The organism is Devosia sp. (assembly GCF_028290625.1).
GTDB lineage: Bacteria > Pseudomonadota > Alphaproteobacteria > Rhizobiales > Devosiaceae > Devosia.
Genome location: NZ_JAQGJM010000001.1, coordinates 176,012 through 195,060, shown reverse-complemented (window position 1 = coordinate 195,060; position 19,049 = coordinate 176,012). Strand labels below are relative to the sequence as shown.

Here is a 19,049-nt window from a genome sequence, read left to right as displayed (position 1 = left end):
GCAGTACAGCCAAGAACAGAACTGGCTGTGCTACCTGTTGCTGTGTTCGGTTAACAAACTGCTAACTTTAACACTGACACAATGGGGTTGGCGTTATTGTTACGTAAACACCCTCAGTTGAGCAAGCTGAGCTGGACTGCCGGGCCGTCGCCAATGCGGCTGATGGGATAGGTCACGCCATCGATCACCACGACATTCTGCAGCGCGTCGAACTCGACATCGTGGTCCTTCTCGTCCTTGGGTCCGAAAATCGCAAACAGCATTTGCTGGATGGGATCGCCATTGAACATGGCCCGGACCGAGTCGCGCACGAGGCTAATGCCGTCGAAGGCGAGACCGTTCACGAGGACGGTTGCCTGTGAGCTGGCGTCATACTTGACCACGAAGGCGTTGGTCGAGGTGTGGTAGTTCTGCAGCGCCAGACCAAAGGCATAGCCGGGTTGATACAACTGGATATTATTGCCCTGTTGCGGACCCGGCGTGCGGTTGTTGGCGACGATGGTCTGGAGCGGCGAGGTCAGCCGCAACTGACCAGGTACATAGGCGCTGAGAATCGTGACGTTGTTCGCCGTGGTGGTGATGTCGGCATCGACGAAACGCAATGTCGGGATGATCACACCAGCCGGCGCGTTGATCTTGACGCTTGCGAAGTTGCCAACGGAGCCTTTGCCGCCTGTGAGATTGACGGTCAGCGGGTTGGGACCTGATGGCACTTGGGTGAGGCCGACCTGCAGTTCGCCGCCAGCCAGAGAGATGGTTTCGCCAACTTCCAGGTTCGGCAGGATCAAGCTGCCAGTGGCATCGAATGTCATCGTCTTGGCCCGAATTGTGCCAATCCGGATCGAACCCGCGAAGGTATCGCTGCCGGCCCGGTCGTCGATGGCATTGCCGGCGATCTGTGCCGTGCCGATGATATCACGGGTCGAGACGATGCGGGAATTCACACCAGACAGGATGGTGCCGAACGAGACGCCGTTGCCCGACAGGTCGGTAGAGCCGCTGGCGGTGATATTGGTGCCCGTCAGCGCGCCATTGATCGACGCCAGCGTGATGTGGCCGGTCGGGCCGGTCGCGGTGAGCTGGCCGAAGGTGATGTCACCCTGTGCGAGGTAGTTCTGGAAACCAGCGGTGGTGACGGGCTTCAGAGTCAGCGTTCCGGCCGCGGTGACGACAAGGCTGCCGGTAACCGTGGCGGCAAGTTCCGTAGCGGCCGCCAGGGCGTCCACGTGGATGGACCCGCCGCTTGCATTGAGGGCCAGCGAGCTCGACAGGATGCGGAGCGGGTTGGCGATATTGAGCACGGTATCGGTGGCGGTCAGCGTCTTGTCGGCGACGCCGAGCGCGATGATCGAGACGCCGCCATTCAGGGCTGCGATGTCATAGGCGCGGCCAGCGGCGTTGCCGGCATAAACCCGCCCGCCGGCGCGGATATCGACCGCCTGAGCGTGGCTGGAGCCGCTGCTCACGCCCGTCAGTTGGGCGTCGCCGGTCACGTTGATCAGGACACGACCGGCATCGGCCACCAGCGTGGCGCCATCGCGCATGACGATGCTATTGCCGTCGACGCTGACGTCGTCGGCAATGGAGCGGACGGCGGCCGCACTGGACAGGACGAACCGGCCCGTGCCGGAGGTGAGTGTGACACGGCCAGGAGCGCGGACGGCGCCATCGATGGTGCCATTGCTGGCGGCGGTCAGGGTAATGCCGCCAGTAGTGCTGATGGCGCTCTTGATCACGAAGAGATTGGTGGCGGGGCCAAACAGGTTGATCAGGCCACCGGCGCTGGCGGTGATGCCGCCGCCAAGGCTGTTGCCGACATTGAGGGCGCGACCGGCCGTACCGATGGTCGTGCCGGCGTTCAGCGCAATCTGCTTGCCGAGGACGTTGATCAGGCCATCATTGTTGGCATTGGTCAGCGCGCCGGTGGCGCTGAGGCTCACTGCGCCGGGCGAATAGACGGTGTCGATCACGCCATTGCCGTTGAAGTTGACATAGACCCCGCCTTGGGCGCGGCCGGTGAAAGTCGAGGTGCCGGTTGCCAGATTGAGCGCCAGGCCCGACGAGCCGATGCTGCCCTGCGAGGCCTCCAGGATGAGGTTGCCGGTGGTGATGAGGGAGCTGGCGGCGTTGAAGATATTGCCGCTGGTCTTGATGCGCGTCTCGCCCTGGACATTGATGTTGCCCAGTGGGGCATCGGCGCGGGAGGCGAGGTGGGCGGTGCCGGTGTCCAGCGTGCCATTGGGGACCGCGGCGACGGTAACGTTGAGCGCTTCCACGGCATTGAAGTTCAGCGGCCGCTTGCTGAGCACCGTGATGGTCATATCGGTGGCGGCGATCTGCTTGGAGGCAGCGGCATCGAGCGCGGAGCGTTGTGTGGGGGTGAGCGCAGAGTAATCGGTGCCCAGGGGGATGGCGACGCTGGCGCCGTTGTAGAGGACGGTCAGCAGCAGGTCGGACCGCTCCGCCGAAGCCAGGGCGACGCGCTGGTCCATGGTGAGTAGGCTCGGATCCATGCCACCGGCGATGCTGACGCCGACATTGGCGGTGCCGGCGCCGACGGTTTCGCCGATGCCGGTCTGGGCCTCGATGGTGATCGAGCGGCCCGAGACGTTGGCTTCCTTGATCACCGGATTGGTGGCGGTGACGGCCTTGAGGGCGCCGGGCGACAGCGAGAACGCCAATTCGCGCTGGGTCCAGCTTGACCCCGCGGACAGCGCGGCTTTCTCAGTGGTGCTAACAACATATTTGAAATTGACATCGTAGGCGGCGGTCAGAGCACCGACCTTGCTGTTGAGATCGCGGTACAGGCTGGTCTGCGCGGTTTCGTAGTCGGCAATGCGCTGGGCGATCCCGTCAGAGATCTGCGTGTCGGTCCAGGTCGGGTTCGCGTCGCGCAGTTCATTGCCAAACTGCAGGGTGAGCGCGGCGTTTTGTGCCGTGCCCGCTGCCACGTGATAGGTGAAGGATGCGTCGTAGCTGGTGCCGCCATCTGCCTGGCTAGAACGGATCTGCCAATACTGGTTATAGGACTGCTCTGTGGCCCGTTTGAACGCAGCGATATTGGCCAACTGCTTTTGGTCGTTCTGCGCCGTGGCGTCGACAAGGCCCAGCGAGTTCCAGTAGCCCAGCAGCTGGCTATAGGTGCGTTGGTCGATCGACTCGGCGGGATTGTTGTCGAGGATGTGGCCGGTCGAGGTAAGACGGATATTGCCGCCGGTGGAAATGACCTTATCGAGCAGCATCGTACCATCGACATTGCTTGCCCAGGCGGTGGACGTGATCCCGATATCGCCGGCAGCCGATGCGCTGAGACCCAGATAGGGATTGGTATTGAGGGTCGGGTCGGTGGCCGGATCGCCGAAGACGCGATCGCCCGCCGTGGTTGAGTAGCCGGTGTTGACGTGAAGCTGGCCGTTGGCGGCGGTCGAGCCGATAGAGCCGTTGACAGCGGTCAGCGACACGCGCGGACCCTGGATCAGCGAGGAGGCGTTGGCGGCCGAAATGGAGCCGGAGGCGAACAGATTGACGCTGCCCTTGCCGGCATGAACGTTGCCGGCTGAAGTCACCTGGCCGATGACCAGATTGCCCCGCGTGCTGATGGAGACGTTGCCATTGGCCGCGCTGGCGTTGAGCACGCCGCCGCGCAAATCGATCGCCACAGCCGCCTGAACCGGTGCCGCTGGATTGACGGAGTAGGTCACGCCGCCAGCCGAGCCGCCGGCCGTCAGGGTCACGTTGCGGGCGGTGATCTGTGCCGCCAGGTCCCCCTGCACGATTGAGCTGGAACCCTGGCTGGTGATCGCCACAGTGCCATTGCTGGCGTTGATGTTGCCGGTCAGCACGACATCGCTGGCCGAAGTGACGTTGATCGCCCCGGTATTGGAGCCGATGAAGTTGATGCCGATCGGATTATCGGCCTTGAGCGAGTTGGTGGTGACCACCGTGTATTTCTGGTTGATCGTGTAATAGAGCGTGACGTTGGACGCGATGCACAGGGTCCACCAGTTGCAGTCACGGCGCTGCCCAGTCTTGGTCGGGCCGTCCTGGGAATTCATATAGGCATGCGACGAGGTGGCCAACTCGGTGCTTGCAATGTCCGTATTGCTCGCGCTGGTCGGCGAATTGGACAGCACGATGCCCTGGTTGGTCTGCGCAGCGTTGAAGGTGCCGGTCTGGGTCCTATCGGTGGTGACGTAAGTACCGTCCGCCAGGCGGTAGGTATTGAGCGTGCGTCCCTGAACGTCCTGCAGGACGGTTGCCGAACTGATGGTGAGGGCCGATGAGCCGAACAGTTGGGTCTGCTTGACGTTGAAATTGGTGGTGCGGTCGAAATACTCGCCCGTGCTCCAGACGTAGCGCTGGTTGGCCGTCGTCGCGTAGGACGCCGTGCGGTCCGTGCCGGTGAAGGTCGTGTTTTGATTGGCGATCAGCAAATCGCCAGTTTCATTATCGAGCCTGCCGTTCTGGGTCAGGACACGAATGTTGCCGCTGGCATTGGCCGGGTCGTAGTCGCGGCTATAGACGGTGCGCTTGACGCTGATGACCGGATTGGCCGCATTGCTCGTGTTGACGCCGACAATATCGGTGATGTCGATGATGCCGGCCGTGCCGCGGCCATTGCCCGAACTGTCGGCGCCGGCGCTCAGCGTCTGCAACACGACGGGAATGTTGCTGGTATTGGTGATGTTAATGGTGCCGAAGCCGTCCAGCACGTTGAGCTGGCCACCGCTCGACGCCGTGTTCATGATCTGGCCATAGAGCTGGATAAAGCCGCCACGCACGCTGGTGCCATCGACGACATAGCGGTTGTTCACTGTGTCATAGGCGACGCCGATATTGCTGGTCGGGCTGATGACGCCGAACAGGCCTTGCGCGTGGGCAGCCGTATTGTAGGCCGTGGCCTCTGCCATGGTGAACTCAAGCCGGCCGGAGATTTCGGCCGACAGGAAATCCTTGAGATTGATGAGCTTGGTCACGCCGCCAACGCTCAGTGACGCCAGCGGGTTGGCCGGACTATTGGTGCTGTTGGTGGACAGGTAAGTCCTGATCGCCGTGTTCAGCGCCGTGATCTCTGTGCTCGACATACCGGCCGGCGCCATGTTGAGCGTGATCGTCTGGCCATTGCTGTTGGTCAGCGTGATCGTCGACGACGGCACGTTGGCCGGATTGCTGGCGGCCGCCGCCATGGCGGTCTTGTAGCCCTGTATCGCCGTGTCGATCTGTGACTGGCTGAGCCCGATCGTCGACGGCGTGGTGGTCGTCAGCGTCGGCGAGCCATTGAGGTTGAGCGTCCAGTCGGCGATGCCGCTCTGGATGGTGCTGTTGATGTTGATGAAGCGGGCCGCGATGGTAATGGCGCCGTTGGCGGTGATGCCCTTGCCGGCTTCGCCGGCGCGGGTGGCGGAGTTGAAGCTCGCGGGATCGCCGCCGATATGGTTGAAGCCGTTCACATAGCTCGAAACGAAATCGCCATTCTTGGCCAGCACTTCCACCGAGCCGGCATTGACCGTCCCGTTGATATAGATATTGCCCGCGGCGCTGATGATCTTCACCGCGCCGGCCAGGTTGTCGATCGTCGAGCCCTGCTTGAGGATGATATCAGGCGCGATGCGGGGCGTACTGAGCGAGGAATCGCTGCTCGACGGATTGTAGGAGAGCAGCGAGTCGGGATTGTAGTTCGAGGTGATGCTGACCAGGGGCCGACTGGAGCCGAGGGCCGTCGTTACGGTGCTGAAATTGGAGTAGGCGCCGCCCTGCAGCGCGTTGATTTCACTGTTGGAGGTCACCAGCGCGCCGTTGAGACGAAGGCGGCCGGCGTCATAGGTGGGGATCAGCAGGTTGCCGACCCGCAGGGTATTGGCGGTATTGTTGATGATCTCGATCTTGGCGTCGCCCGGTGCGCTCAGCGAGCCCGTGGCGGAGCCGACCAGGCGATCGGTCACGACCGAGATATTGCCCAGGCGTGCCAGCGTATCGGCCACATTGATCGTATAGGCCATCGGCGTGCCGCTTGTGGTGGCAGCGGTCGCGGCGGTACGGGTGTTGTTGGCAAGGTCGGATGTCAGTGAGTTGATCTGCGTGATGAACTTGGCAACCGAGCCGGTGCTGGACGCGTCGGCGGTAAGGACAGTGACTGCCGCATTTGCCGTCGTTGCGGCGCCGCTCAGGCTGCCTTGCAGTGAAATCACGCCGGCAATGTATCCGTCAGCCGTCGTGAAACCGTTCAAGCCGCGGCCGACCTTGGCCAAGGTTCCCGGGCTTTGGGTGGTACCATTCAGATCGTCGAGACGCTGGGCGTCGGCGCCTGCCCCCGTCGATGCAAGAATAATGAGATTGTTCAGGGCGTTGAGAACGTCCGTGGACTTGGACTTGGCCAGCGCCGCTTGGGTGTCGATGGCCGTGTTATTGAGGGAGATCGTTCCCAGCGCCTGATCGATTATCCCCTGCGCGGCACCAATCCTGGTGCCCGCCGTGGCTGCGTCACCCAGGCGACCATCGATGAGAGCTTGCTGGCGGGCCAGTTGGGCACTCTGGATCTCGATGACCTGCAGCTGGATCGTCGCCTGCTGCAGGGTGTTGTCGGCAGTCCTGAGCGCGACCTGGTTGGCTGCGTCAGTGGCTGCGGTAATCAGGCCGCCAACGGAATCATAGGTCGTTTTATAGATAGCGCTCGACCCCTGCCCGGTCCCAATCAAGGTCGAATGCTTGGAGAAGCCAGCGATCGTCATCAGCGTGGCTCGGGCGTTCGCATCGAGCCCGTTGGTCGGATCCGTTATGGTGCCCTTGAGGCTGGTGCCCCAGTCGTCGAGGTCGGCAATCACGACCGCCTGGGTGGCGGTACTCAACTGGGTCTTCAAGCCGCCAATATCGGTAGTATTCTGCTGCGCGAGAGCCAGCGCGGCATCGCGCGGCGACGGGCCGGCAAAGGTGCCCGGCACGAACACGCCGCTGGTATTGTAGCTGCCCAGGCCAAGCGCCACGAGCTTGTCCTGCAGGAAGCGGATTTCATTGCCGTAGGCGCCGACGGCGATCGGATCGTCCTTGTACTGGGCCTGCAGATCCTTCAGCTCGCTCAGGCGCTTGAGGATATCTGTGCCCACCGGATCCGGTCCGCCGATGGTGTAGTTGATATTGCCCGAGGAGACAGTGCAGGCCTGGGTCGAGATCGAGCAGTTCGACTGGTAATTGAGAACCAGCGTCTGGTAACGCTCGATGCCGGTGGCAACGAGGCCATTGATGGTGGCGGTGCCCATGCCGGTCGTGCTGACGGTGCCTCCGTGATAGTCGAAGGTCACATCGCCGCCGCCGAAGGCATTGGAGATGGCGCTGGCGGCGGCCGCGAGGGCTTCGCGATAAATGTCCTTGCCGGTGCCAACTGCCGACGCATCGATGGTGCCGCGCACGGCGCGCAGGGTGATGTCGCCGGCCGCCAGCACGCCCTTGAGCGTCGTTGGATTGGCGGGATTCTGCGAGTCGGCGACGGTGAGGTTGGAATTGACCACGACGGTGCTGCGCGCGTCGGGCGTCGTCGAAATCGGGATCGCGGTCTTGTTGAACAGATCGACCGTGGTGCGAACGCTGAGCCGCGCGGCTTCGCCAAGTAGGCCCGTGCCGGCCGAGAGGGATATAGTGCCGCTGGTGGGAATGGCGCCAACAGTGGTCGGGAAAGTACCCTTGGCGGCCATCAGCGTCGCGCCGGTACCGATGCTGACGGTGTTGTTGCCCGTATAGGTGGCGTCGGCCGTGCCCGAAGGAGCGCCGGCCAGACCGTAGGTGGTGGCGGCCGAGCGCAAGTCGATATGGGTGCTGCCCCAGGCGGCCATGGCGATGTCGCCGAGCGAAACGATGGCATTGGTGCCAGCGCCGATCGCCGCCGTGGCATTGGAGACCACTGTGGCGCGGACGTCGGAGTCGGCGAGCGCAATGGCACCGCCGGAATCCAGCTTGGCCTTCTGGTGCACGATGGTTTCGTTGAAGGCTTCGATCTGCACATTGCCGAGGTTCGATCCGGCAGGGACCACCAGGATGTCGCCATTGGCGCCAATCGCGGCAGTGGTGGCGTGGGTCACAGTGACGGTGCTGCTGCCGGCGGGCAGATTGACCAAGCCGCCGGAACCAGAATCCACATTCCAGGCGGCGGTATCGGGGTTGTAGGCCACTGGCGTAGCGGCGCCTGGACGCAGGCTGAATGCCGACTCGTTGAGGAAGAAGTTCTTGACCGCGCTCAGCGCCTTGATGGCGAGGCTGGCCGAGCGAACCCGAGCACGGTCGTCCAAGATGGCCTCGACCGTGCTGTTTGCGGTGTGGGAAATGGTCGCTCCGCTGGCGCCCACCACTGCAGCCTGGACGCTATCGACCTTGCCCGCAAAAGTTGTGGTGTGGTCGGCCCGAAGCTCGAGCTGGCCGCTGGCCTGGATGGTGTATTGCGCGGCGGAAGCCGTGGTTTCGGCGAGGGCGCGCGTGATGTTGAGCGAAATGGTGCGGGCATTGGCCGCCGCACCGGCGATCAAGCCGCCGCTACCCGACGTAGTATTGGCCTCGTTGCGGTCCTGGCCCTCGGCCACGATCCGCACATCGCCGCCCTGGACACTGATCATGTCGCGCAGGATCGCCTGGGACACGGTGGCGGAGCGCGCCAGCGAGGTATTGGCACCGACAGCCAGGATGCCGAAGGCAAATCCTGAGGCGTCGGCAAGCTGAGCGGTGTTGGTCTGCGTCGCCGCACGAATGAGCCCAGAGGCGCGCAGGGTGCTGCCGGTCGCGAGGACATTGGCGCTGGAATTGTTGGTGGCTTCGGCTTCGGTCGCGGTGAGGCCCACAAAGGCGCCAGACGACCCCGAGGCCGAAGCGGACACGCCGGGGGTGCTGAGAATTGGCGCCACCGAGGCGGCAAGATCGACACTGCCTGCGTCGATCAGGCTACCGCCGGAAATCGTGGTGGAGACGGCCTCGGCGACCTTGGCCTTGGCGAGCGAGCCGCCCGCGGCAAGCAGGCCGCCCAATGCCAGGCCTTGGGCGGTGGCTTCGGCGCGGCCGCCCGACTGAGATGCAAAGCGCGCATTGTTGAGGGCGTAGATCGTGGCTTTGTTGGCCGAGGTCGACACTGACGTGGTGGAGTTCGCTTCGGCCAATGCGCCGAGCGCAGCGATACCGATGCCGCCCGAGACGGCCTTGGTTGTGGCCTTGGCCGTATTGGTGCTGTTGGCGGTGACGGCGACGCTTGCCGCGCGTGCCCCGATGCTGCCGATGGTCACACCGGTACCAGCTAGCGTATCGAGCTTGGCTTCGACCAGACCACCGAGATTGACGGCGGCGTAGGACAGGCCCAGCGCCATCGAGCCGCTGAGGGCCGCGCCGCGCGTATCGGCGGTGCCGGTGCGGATTGCGGCAGCGTTGACGATGACATCGTTCGATGTGCGCACGGTTGCGCCAGCGATCACGCTGCGTGTGATGGAATTGTCGGTGATGATCGCGATCGCGGCCTGGGCAGCGACTGCCAGGCCAACAGTGCCGGCGAGGCTGTAAACGCCCAGGGTGTGCGTGGAATTGGCATCGACTTTGAGCGAACCGACATTGAGCGTCGATACACCCGAAAGCTGCGCCGTATTGGTGCTCTCTACCGTGACGATGCCGATACCGGCACCGAGGCTGACCACGCCGACGGCCACGGCCCCCGCAAGGGTCTCGGTGTTGAGCGTGTCGCGTGTGGCAATATTGACCGCACCGCCCGAGGTGATCGTCGCATCGCCGATGCGGGCCGAAATCCCCGCGACGCTGGTGGGTGCGAGGGAGAGGGTGACGCCGGCCTTGGCGGCGCTGGCGGAGACGCCGACATCGCGCACGCGCTGATCGCTGGACGCAGCCAGCACCGAACCGGTGGTATTGTCGCTGAGCTGGCCCTGCACATAGCCGAGCATGTCACCGCCCGAATTGATCTGCGTGCTGCCTTCGCTGCCGACCGCGATGCCGTCGCCGATCGAATAGACCGAGACGCCGGCCGCGATACCCGCCAGACCCGCCGAAGCGCTGATGACGGTCGAGCTGGTATCGATGTTTTGCAGGGCAAGCACATCGACGCTGCGATTGGCCTTCACGACTGCCCCGTCGGCTATGCCGGCCGCGGTGGTGTTGCGCAGGATGCCGATATCGACGGCACCCGACACGCCCGCGCCCAGGCTGACGGCGACGCCACCATCGATGGCGGCGATGCTGCTGCTGTTGCGGGCGACGACCACGACGTCCTGGGCGGCATTGGCGCCCGTATTGGTGGCATTGATCTGCGCGTCGGCGCCGATGGTCGCCATGGTGGCAATATCGAGCAGTTGCAGGGAGACGGCACCGGCGACGCCGGCATAGAACCCGCCTGCCCCGGCGATGCCCAGCGTGAACATGCTCTCATTGCTGTTGGCCGAAACCACAACGCCGCGCGCCGTGCGGGTGCCGCTGAAGCTGGTGCCATCGCGGACGGTGACGTCCGCACTATTGCCCAGGGCGGTGACCACGGCATTGGCGGCTATGGTGGCGCTAGTGCGCTTGGTCAAGACGCCAAGCGCAATGCTGCCGCCAACACCGGCGCCAACGATGTCGATCGCGGCGGAACCGGCGAGCGCCGCGGAACGGGTGATATCGTCGGCCAGGACGACGACGTTGCCATCGGCATGGACGATGCCGCCAATGCGCGCTTCAGTGAAGGAGTCGAGGACAAGCACCGAGAAACCACCGGCGACGGCGGCACCAGCAGCAACCGCCGCAGCGGCCGCGGCGCCCGCATAATCCTGGGTGGAACGGGCGGTGACGACGACGTCGCGCTTGGCGTTGACCTGGGCCGAACCGATGGTCGCGCTGGTAATCGGCTTGATGAACGAGGTTTCGACGCCAGCGCCGACACCCACGGTGCCGATGCCGACCGAGCCGGCAACGCCGATGCGATAGACATCGCTGACCGCCGCGACAGTGACCGACTGGTTGGCGCCGGAACCCCCGGCATTGTCGATATTGATCCTGGCGCCGTCTTCAATGCTGGCGGTGATGTTGGACAGGATGACCGGCACGTTGCCCGAGACCGCGATGCCGGCCGTACCGCCACCGGCAGCACCGACGACGAGCGAGCGCACGGCGTTCTGCCCGGAGGCATTGACCACCACGCCACGGGCGATGGCGGTCGTCGGGGTGGTTTTGCGCTCAAGCACCAGGAGGCGCAGGCCTTGGCGCAGCGCTTCGTCCGCCGTGGTGACTTCACCGTCGCTGCCGGTTGCGGCGCTGTAGCCGGTGGTGCCTGGTGCGGTAATCTTGGGCGCGGTGCTGGTGCCGAAACCCCCAAGAGATGCAGCATAGCCGGTGACGTAATTGACGCCGGTGCCGAGACCGAGCGCCGTGACGCTGGCGCCCGAACCGATGCGGGCCGTAGTGGTGGCATGAATGACCGCGACGGCCGCCGAAGCGCCGACCGCTGCTGTGCCGCTAGCGCTGAGAGCACCGGTGAGGAAGGAAATATCGACATCGTCGTCGGCCAATACGGCGACGTTGTTATCGGCCAAGACCGTGGCATTGCTGCCGATTTCGGCTGTCGTGGTGTTGACCATCGAATAGACGCCCAGCGCACCGGCAAGGCCGGCCGTGCCGCCAATGCCGACACCAGCGGCCAGCGTGCGGGCGGTTTCGCTGCTACGGGCAGCGATGCGGACATCGCCGGAGTGAACCAGCGCATTATCGGCGATGGCGGCGCGCGTGGTCTTGATGATCACCCCGACGCTGGCGCCGGCACCGGCGCCCACAGTGCTGGCACCCGCGGCTGCGCCGGCCAGGCTATCCAGCGTGGTCAGGTCTTCGGCTTCGATGACCATGCCGGACGGCTCGGTAGTCTGCCCGACGCGGGCATGCGTGCCGACATAAGCCTCGGTCTTGGTACCGAGCACATAGACGGCCGCGGCGACGCCGACGGCGACGTTGTTGGAAGCGGCGCCTGCAGCGGTAAAGGTCTTGGCGTTCTCGCTCGCCTTGGCGGAGAGGCCGAAGGTGCCGCCGGCATTGATGGTGACCGCATTGGCAAGATTGTCGGCGTTGGCCAGCGCGGCGCGCGTGACGTTGTTGATGGTAACAACGGAGGCGGCGCCACCGACACCAGCCGTGCCACCCGCGGCAGCGCCACCGGCGACGCTGAGTGCGGTGAAGTCATTTTTGGAGTCGAGCGCGATATTGCCGGACGCGGCGATGCTGGCGCGTTCATCAACCAGCGTTTCGACGGTATTCTGCGTGGTGACGACGGTGGCGACGCCCGCAACACCGACATCGCCGCCCCCAGAGGCCGTGATGCCGAAGACCTGGACGTCCTGGCCCGCCTTGGCGAGCGCGGTGACGGAGCCAGCGGTCACGGACGTGCCGGCCGCGAACAGCGCGCGGTTGGTGCCGGAGCTGACGATCACCGCGCTGGATACGCCGACGCCGACGCTCTTGCTGACCACGATGCCGCCGGCCATGGCCTTGGAGGTGAGATCGCTCTCGGACTTGAGAGTGACGGCGCCGGTCGTGGTGACGGTGGTTTGTGCCGTGGAGCCGTTCACATTCAGGCTTCGGCCAATGCTGGCATTGGCGCTATCGTCGAACGACAGGACCGCGAACGAGCCCTGAACCGCGACGCTGCCGGTGGCGGCCGCGCCGCCCATGGCTTCGGCGTAGTAATTGGAAGCGCCCAGCAGTTCGCCCAACTGTAGGCGCGTCTTCAGATCGTCGAAGTTGGTAAAGGTGAAAACCGAGGGCTCATTGACCTTGCGGTTATTGGTGGTGACGGCGAGGCTGGCGCTGGTGACGCTGGCGCCGGCGCCAACCGAGGCACTCAGGGTGTGCTGCGAGTAGATGGAGGCGATCGAGGCACCGACACCCACATTGCCGCTGGTATAGGCGCCAGCCAGCGAACGTGCCGACAGCTTGCTGGAATTGTCGACGGCGACATTGACGGCACCGCCGCTGTTGACCGCGACATTGTCGCCAATCGCGGCCTTGGCGCTGGATGTTGAGATGGCGACAGCCAAAGCGCCGGCGACGCTGACCTTGGACGAGGAGGCGCCCGCGATGGCAACCGCAGTCGCCTTGTTGATGAAGGCCGGGGCGGTGTTTTCGCTGGTGGTCGCGGTGACGGCGACGCTGCCGGACTGGTTGATGCGGCTGCCATCGGCAATGGTCGCCGAGGTCGAATTGTTGATGATGCCCAGCGCGACGCCGATGCCGACGCCGACCTGGCTCTGGCTGTTGACCGCCAGGCCACTGCCGCCGGTGGCCATGCCGACGGTGTTGGTGGCGCCAATGGTGACGGCGCCCGTGGTGTTGACGGTGACGCCCTGCAGATTGGCCGAGACGACGTCCTGCGCCGCGGCGACGCCGACGGCGGCAGCGACGGTAACCTTGCCACCGCCACTGGTGCCCTGCTGGGAGTTCTTGGTTTTGTCCAGGGTGTCGGCGCTGGCTGCCGTGCCGCCCGTGGTTTCATTCTTCTTGGGATCGGCGTCGCTGAACTGGCCGCCCTTGGCGGTCGCCGTTGCGTCGGCCGTGTAGGTTCGGATGGAGCTTGCGGTGATGGCAAGCGATGCCGCGGTGACATTGCGCGCCAGGGTCGCCGACGTGGTCGACGTGTTCGACAGCACCGTGCCCTGTGCGCCGGCACCCAGAATAACGGCTGCGGCAGCACCGAGGCCGACCGAGCCAGACTTGGTATTGCCGTCGGCTTCCGCCAGGTGATCGCCGCTGCTGGTGGCCGAGACCGAGACTGCGCCCGCAGTGGAAATCGCGGTGCTGCTGGTGCCGATGCGGGCGGTCGTGGTGTCGTTGAGCAGCGCCAGGGCGACGACCGCATCAATGGCAACGCCACCAGCGGAGCCGGCCGCCGACTTGGTGGTGGTTGAAACCGCGCTATTGGCGCTGACGGCAAGGCCCGCGCCATTGCTGAAGCTGGCGCCATCGGCCAGCGTCGCGCTGGTATTGGTGGTGACCATATTGAGCGCGACCGAAGCGCCGACGCCCACCTTGCCACCGGTTGCGCCGGCCTTGATCGGTTGGGCGCTGGCGGTGATATTCATGCGCGTATCGGCCAGGATGACCGAGGCGCCGGTTCCGGCATTGACCGTAGCGCCAGCGGCGATCAGCGCGCTGGTGCGCACGTCAGCGACGTTCAGCGCCAGGGAGCCGGCAATGCCGACCTTGCTGCCGCCGGCGCCCGAGGCCGCTGTCGCGCTGATGGTATCGATATCGGGAGTAGCCGTCGCGCCGAACTGGGTGGCGGCAACGGTGACACCGTTGGCAACATGAGAGGCTACGCCGAGACGGGCCGTATTGGTCTTGTCGATGGCGTTGACCGCCACCGCCACGCCGATGCCCACCTGCGACTGGCCCGAGGATCCGCCCGAGCCGCTCGACGCGCCCACGGCACTACCATCGGCCGTGATGGTGCCGCCGGTGGTATTGGCGCTGGTGATGGACAGAGTGCCGCCGGCATTGATGGCGACGGCATCGGGCACTTCGGCAATCGCCGAGGACGTGGTGACATTGATCGCTGCTGCGGCGGCGACCGAAAGCTTGCCTTCGCTGGTCTTGGCCGACCGAGCATTCCCGTTGGCAACGCTTTGGCTGGTGGCGCCCTGCTGGGTCGAACTGCCGACATTGGCCGTCGTCTGTTTGCTCTTGGCGCCGGTGAGCTGGTCATTGACCTTGCCATCGACGTCCTTGTCGCCGGCCTGGGCCTGGCCGCTATCGCCTGCCGGCTTGGCGCCGGCAGCACTGGCTTCGGCGGACAGCGTACCGACCGACTTGTTCTGAGCGGTGAATGAGACATTGCCTGTCGTAGTCAGCGAGCGGGCCGTGGTGGCCGAAACAGTGTCGTTGACCAAAGCTAGCGCCAGGCTGGCGCCGATAGCCGCTGTGGCGCCAGTCGCGGCGGCGGCAGCCTTGGTGGTGGTGGTGGCCTGTTGCACGGCGCTCACGGCGACCGATCCGGCCGACATGGTGGCACCCGTGCCAATGCGCGCGGATGTGGTGTTGCCGATGAGATTGAGGCCGAGCGCCGGCGTTATCGACACACCGCCCGAGGCGCCCGCCTTGCCTTCGGCCACAGAGGTGAAATTGCCGTTGGCGTTGAGCGATACCGCGCCCGCGCCGGTCAGCACCGCGGTGTCTTCCAGCTCGGCGATAGAGCGGTTGGCGATGATGTTGATCGCCGCCGACACGCCGACGCCGACTTTGCCACCGGTCGCGCCGGTTTCGACCGGGAGTGCCTCGGCAGTGGCCGTCGAGCGGTTGTCGGCTTTGAGGGAGACCGCTCCAGCGCCGGTGATGGTAACGATGGCCGCGGCCGCGATGCGGGCCGAGCTTTCCGTATCGATCAGGTTGAGGCCGAGCGAGCCGGCAATGCCGACCTTGCTGCCACCAGCGCCCGAGGTTGCCGAGGCAAGGTAGGTATCGGTGCGGGTCGCGGTGCTGGCCGGATTGGCGAGCAGCGCTGCGACATCGGCTTTGAGCGCTTCGACGGTGACGGCGCCTGCGCTATAACTGGCGACACCCAAGCGGGCCGTCGTGGCCGTCGCGACTTTGTTGACGGCGACGGCGGCGCCGATGCCGACCTGTGAAGCCGGAACGCCATCGGTGGAGACCGCGGAGCCGCTGGCCGTAACCTTGCCATCGGCGTTGCCGACGGCGCGCACGGTCAATGCGCCGCCAGCGGACACCGCAACCGCGTCCTCGATCTGGGCGACGACTTTGGCAGACTGGACGTTGACGCCGACGGCTGCCGCGACGGAGACCTTACCCTCGCTGGTGGAGGCAGAGCGGGCACCGCCGTTGGCGACGCCGGTGTCAGCCGTGGCGCGCTGATCGGCGCTGCCGACGCCGGCCTTGTCCTGCTTGGTCTTGGCAGAGCCGAGCTGGCCTGTGACCTGGCTGTCGACGTCCGGTTTGCTGCCGGCTGGCGCATTGCCGGTATCATCGGCGGCCTTGGCGCCGCTGGCGCTGGCTTCGACGGTGAGTTCGGAGAGCGATACGCCCATGCCGACCACGCTGACACTACCGGTCGCGGTGACCGATCGTGCCAGGCTGGCCGTGACTGTGTCGTTGAGCAGCGCGATCGCGAGGCCTGCGCCGACGGCGGCCTTGCTGCCGGCAGCGGAAGCCGTGACGGTCGCCTTGTTGGATGCCTGCTGGACGGCGCTCAGGTCGAGCGAGCCCAAGGTCAGAAGGCCACCTGTTCCCACACGTGCCGTCGTGGCATTGCTGACCATGTTGAGGGCCAGCGCTGGCGTCACCGAAATGCCGCCCGACGAGCCGGCTTTGGCCTCGCTTTCGACGCTGAACTCGCCGGTCGCGGCCAGGGTCGTGGCATCGGCACCGGTCAGGACGACGCCATCAGCGACCTCTGCGGTGGCGCGGTTGGCCACCACATTGAGAGCCGCCGAGACGCCGACGCCGACCTTGCCACCGGTCACGCCGGTTTCGGTCGGCTTAGCAATCGCGGCACTGCTGGAGGCGTTGCTCGCCGTCAGTGACAGATCGCCGGTCAGGTCGATCGTGGCCGCAGGCTCCAGCGCAGCGCGGCTTTCGGTATCGATTATGTTGGTGGCCAGGGAGCCCGCGACGCCGACATTCTCCGCTCCGGCGCCGGACGTGGCCTCCGTGCTGAAGACATTACCACTGGCAACCGAGGCGAGCGTTAGGCTGCCGGAGCCTAGCGAGCCGCCGGCCAGCGCCGCCGTGCTGACGCGGGCCAGGTTGATGCCGACCGCCACGCCCACGCCGGTGGTGGAATCGACGGCCGCGCCATCGGCCACCAGTTCCGCGCCTGTCGTGGAGCCGGCCGTGATTGTCGTATCGCCGCCGATGGCGGCTGCAACGCTGGACGCATACTTCGCCAGCGTCGTCGCCGTCAGGTCGGAGATGGCGAGCCCGCCAACCACCGAAACCTTGCCGTCGGAGGTGCTGGCTTCCTGGCCATATTTGGAATCGTCGAGGTACTCGGACGATTTGGAGCCGCTGTCCGGCTCGCTGCCGCCGCCCGCGGCCGCCTGGGCGGTGACCTTCACCAGTGCCGAGGTCTGTGCGTCGATGCTCAGGCTGCCACTGGAGATATTGGCAGCACCCGCAACGATGGCCGAAGTCTCGGCCTTGACGACGCTGACCGCGACACTCGCGCCGAAGCGCGCTGCCTGCGGAACCGCGCTGGCTGCGGAAATAACGGTGTTGTGGGCAGCAAGCTCGAGCGCCCCGGTGGTCGCGACCCGAGCATTGCCAGCGACATTGACCAGCGCCTTGCTGGTGACTGTGGAGACAGCAACCGCGCCATCAGCCGCACTGTTGGGGGGCGCGAGGGACGTGGTCCCAATCCGCGATGTTGCGGTCGCAGTCGCCCGCAACGCGGCAGAAGCCGCAGTGATATCGGCAGATCCGCCGACATCGACCGAAGCGAGCACATTGCTGACCACGACGCCGATGGGCAGCACGCTGAGAGTGCCGGCAGCGCTGGCGGTGGCCTCGGCGCGGAAAATCCCACTGGCGGTGATGGTAGCAGTACCGACAGAGATCGTGGCCTTGGCGGTGGGAAGGGTCAGCAGCAGCAGACCGGAATCCACATTGGCCGAAGCCAGCAGGCTCACATTGTGCCCAGCGATGATCGGCCCGGTTCCGGTGCCGGTCCCGATGACGATCCGGGACTCCCCGCTCGTCGTCCGCGTGGCCGTGAGCGTGATATTGCCGCCCTGGGCGCCTGAGCCATTAGTGACGTCGGCCTGGAGGCGAGCGCCGTCCGCAATGGTGATCAGCGGCGCCGTGATCGAGATGTCACCCGACGCTCCAGTGGCGCTGCGGGTATCGATGACGCCATTGGCGACGACGGTGATCGAATTATCGGCCTGCACCACCGCATTGGTGCCGTTGAGCACGATATTGCCGCTGACGCTACCGGTCGCACCAGGCGGGAGCGTGCCGATGTAAAGGTCAAATGGATCGAACAGCAGCGTGCCTGCCGCGCCACGCTCGGAGTCCAGATCGACGGCGATCGAGCGGATGATCGCGGTCTTGCCGCTGAGTTCGACGAAACCGCCGGCGCCAATGCCGGTGCCGCGCGCCGTAAACCGGGCATTGTCCGCCACCAGCAGCGTATCGTCGGCGATGACCTCGATCGTGCCACCGCCGCCATTGACGCTGGCAGCATCGGCGGACAGCCTGGCGGTTCCATCGACGGTGATATTGCCGCCCGAGCGGATCTCGATGCTGCCGCCATGGCTGTCGCCCGTGCCCCTGGCGCTCGCGTCGATCACGCCGGCAATATGGGCATTACCGGAGGCGACGATGGAGATGACCCCGCCGCGCATGGCCAGCGCCGTGCCTTCGACGACACCGCCGGTATTGACCGCTGAATCCAGGATTTCGCGATGGGTGGCAAGGCGCCCGTCGATGCGGATGGTACCGCCGTCGAGATTGACGTCATGACCCTGGAGGGACACGCCGCCCTTGGCATTGATGGTGCCGGCGATGGAAATGATGCCATCGGCCGACAAGGGCACTACGCCGCGCAGCAGGTTGGCGGCCAGCGTATCGTTGATGCCGCCATCGGGACGGATCACGTTTTCGATGAAGTCGCTGGTCGGAGTGGTCACCGAGAGCGAGCCGACATTGACCACGCCATTGGCGCCGACGATGAAGCCCTGGCTGCTGGCAAAGAAAATATTGCCGCCGATCTGGCCGTTCTTATAGGCGTTCAGCACGCCATCGATGACGACCGGTCCGTTGCGGACGATATTGACCAGATTGCCGGCGCCATCGGGCACGTACATATCGACGCGCGTATTGGCGGCCTGCTGGAAATCGGAGAACGAGTTGAAGCCGGTGCCGTTGGCCACCGTATTGGTGGTGATCGAGGTCTGGTTTCCGCTGACGGTGACCTGGGTCTGGGTGCGACCATCGGCGACGATATTGTTGCCGCCACCGAGATTGACCGCCTGCGCATAGCCGGGCGCGGCGCCAGCCATCACGGCGACCATACCCAGTACAAGTGGGCTCGCCCCGGCCATCAGGCC

The 19,049-nt window shown here is 65.2% G+C and carries 1 protein-coding gene; it reads right to left on the bottom strand.

Features of this window, described 5'->3' with window-relative positions; genetic code table 11:
* Positions 1-113: 113 nt before the first annotated feature.
* Positions 114-19,001 (bottom strand): leukotoxin LktA family filamentous adhesin, encoded by an 18,888-nt coding sequence (locus JWR51_RS00740; RefSeq protein ID WP_299742259.1) that lies wholly within the window; start codon positions 18,999-19,001, stop codon positions 114-116.
* Between the last annotated feature and the right edge of the window lie 48 nt (positions 19,002-19,049).

Coding starts and splice junctions, on each gene's coding strand:
- JWR51_RS00740 (WP_299742259.1), bottom strand. CDS start 19,001: ATGGCTGGCGCCGCGCCCGGCTATGCGCAGGCGGTCAATCTCGGTGGC.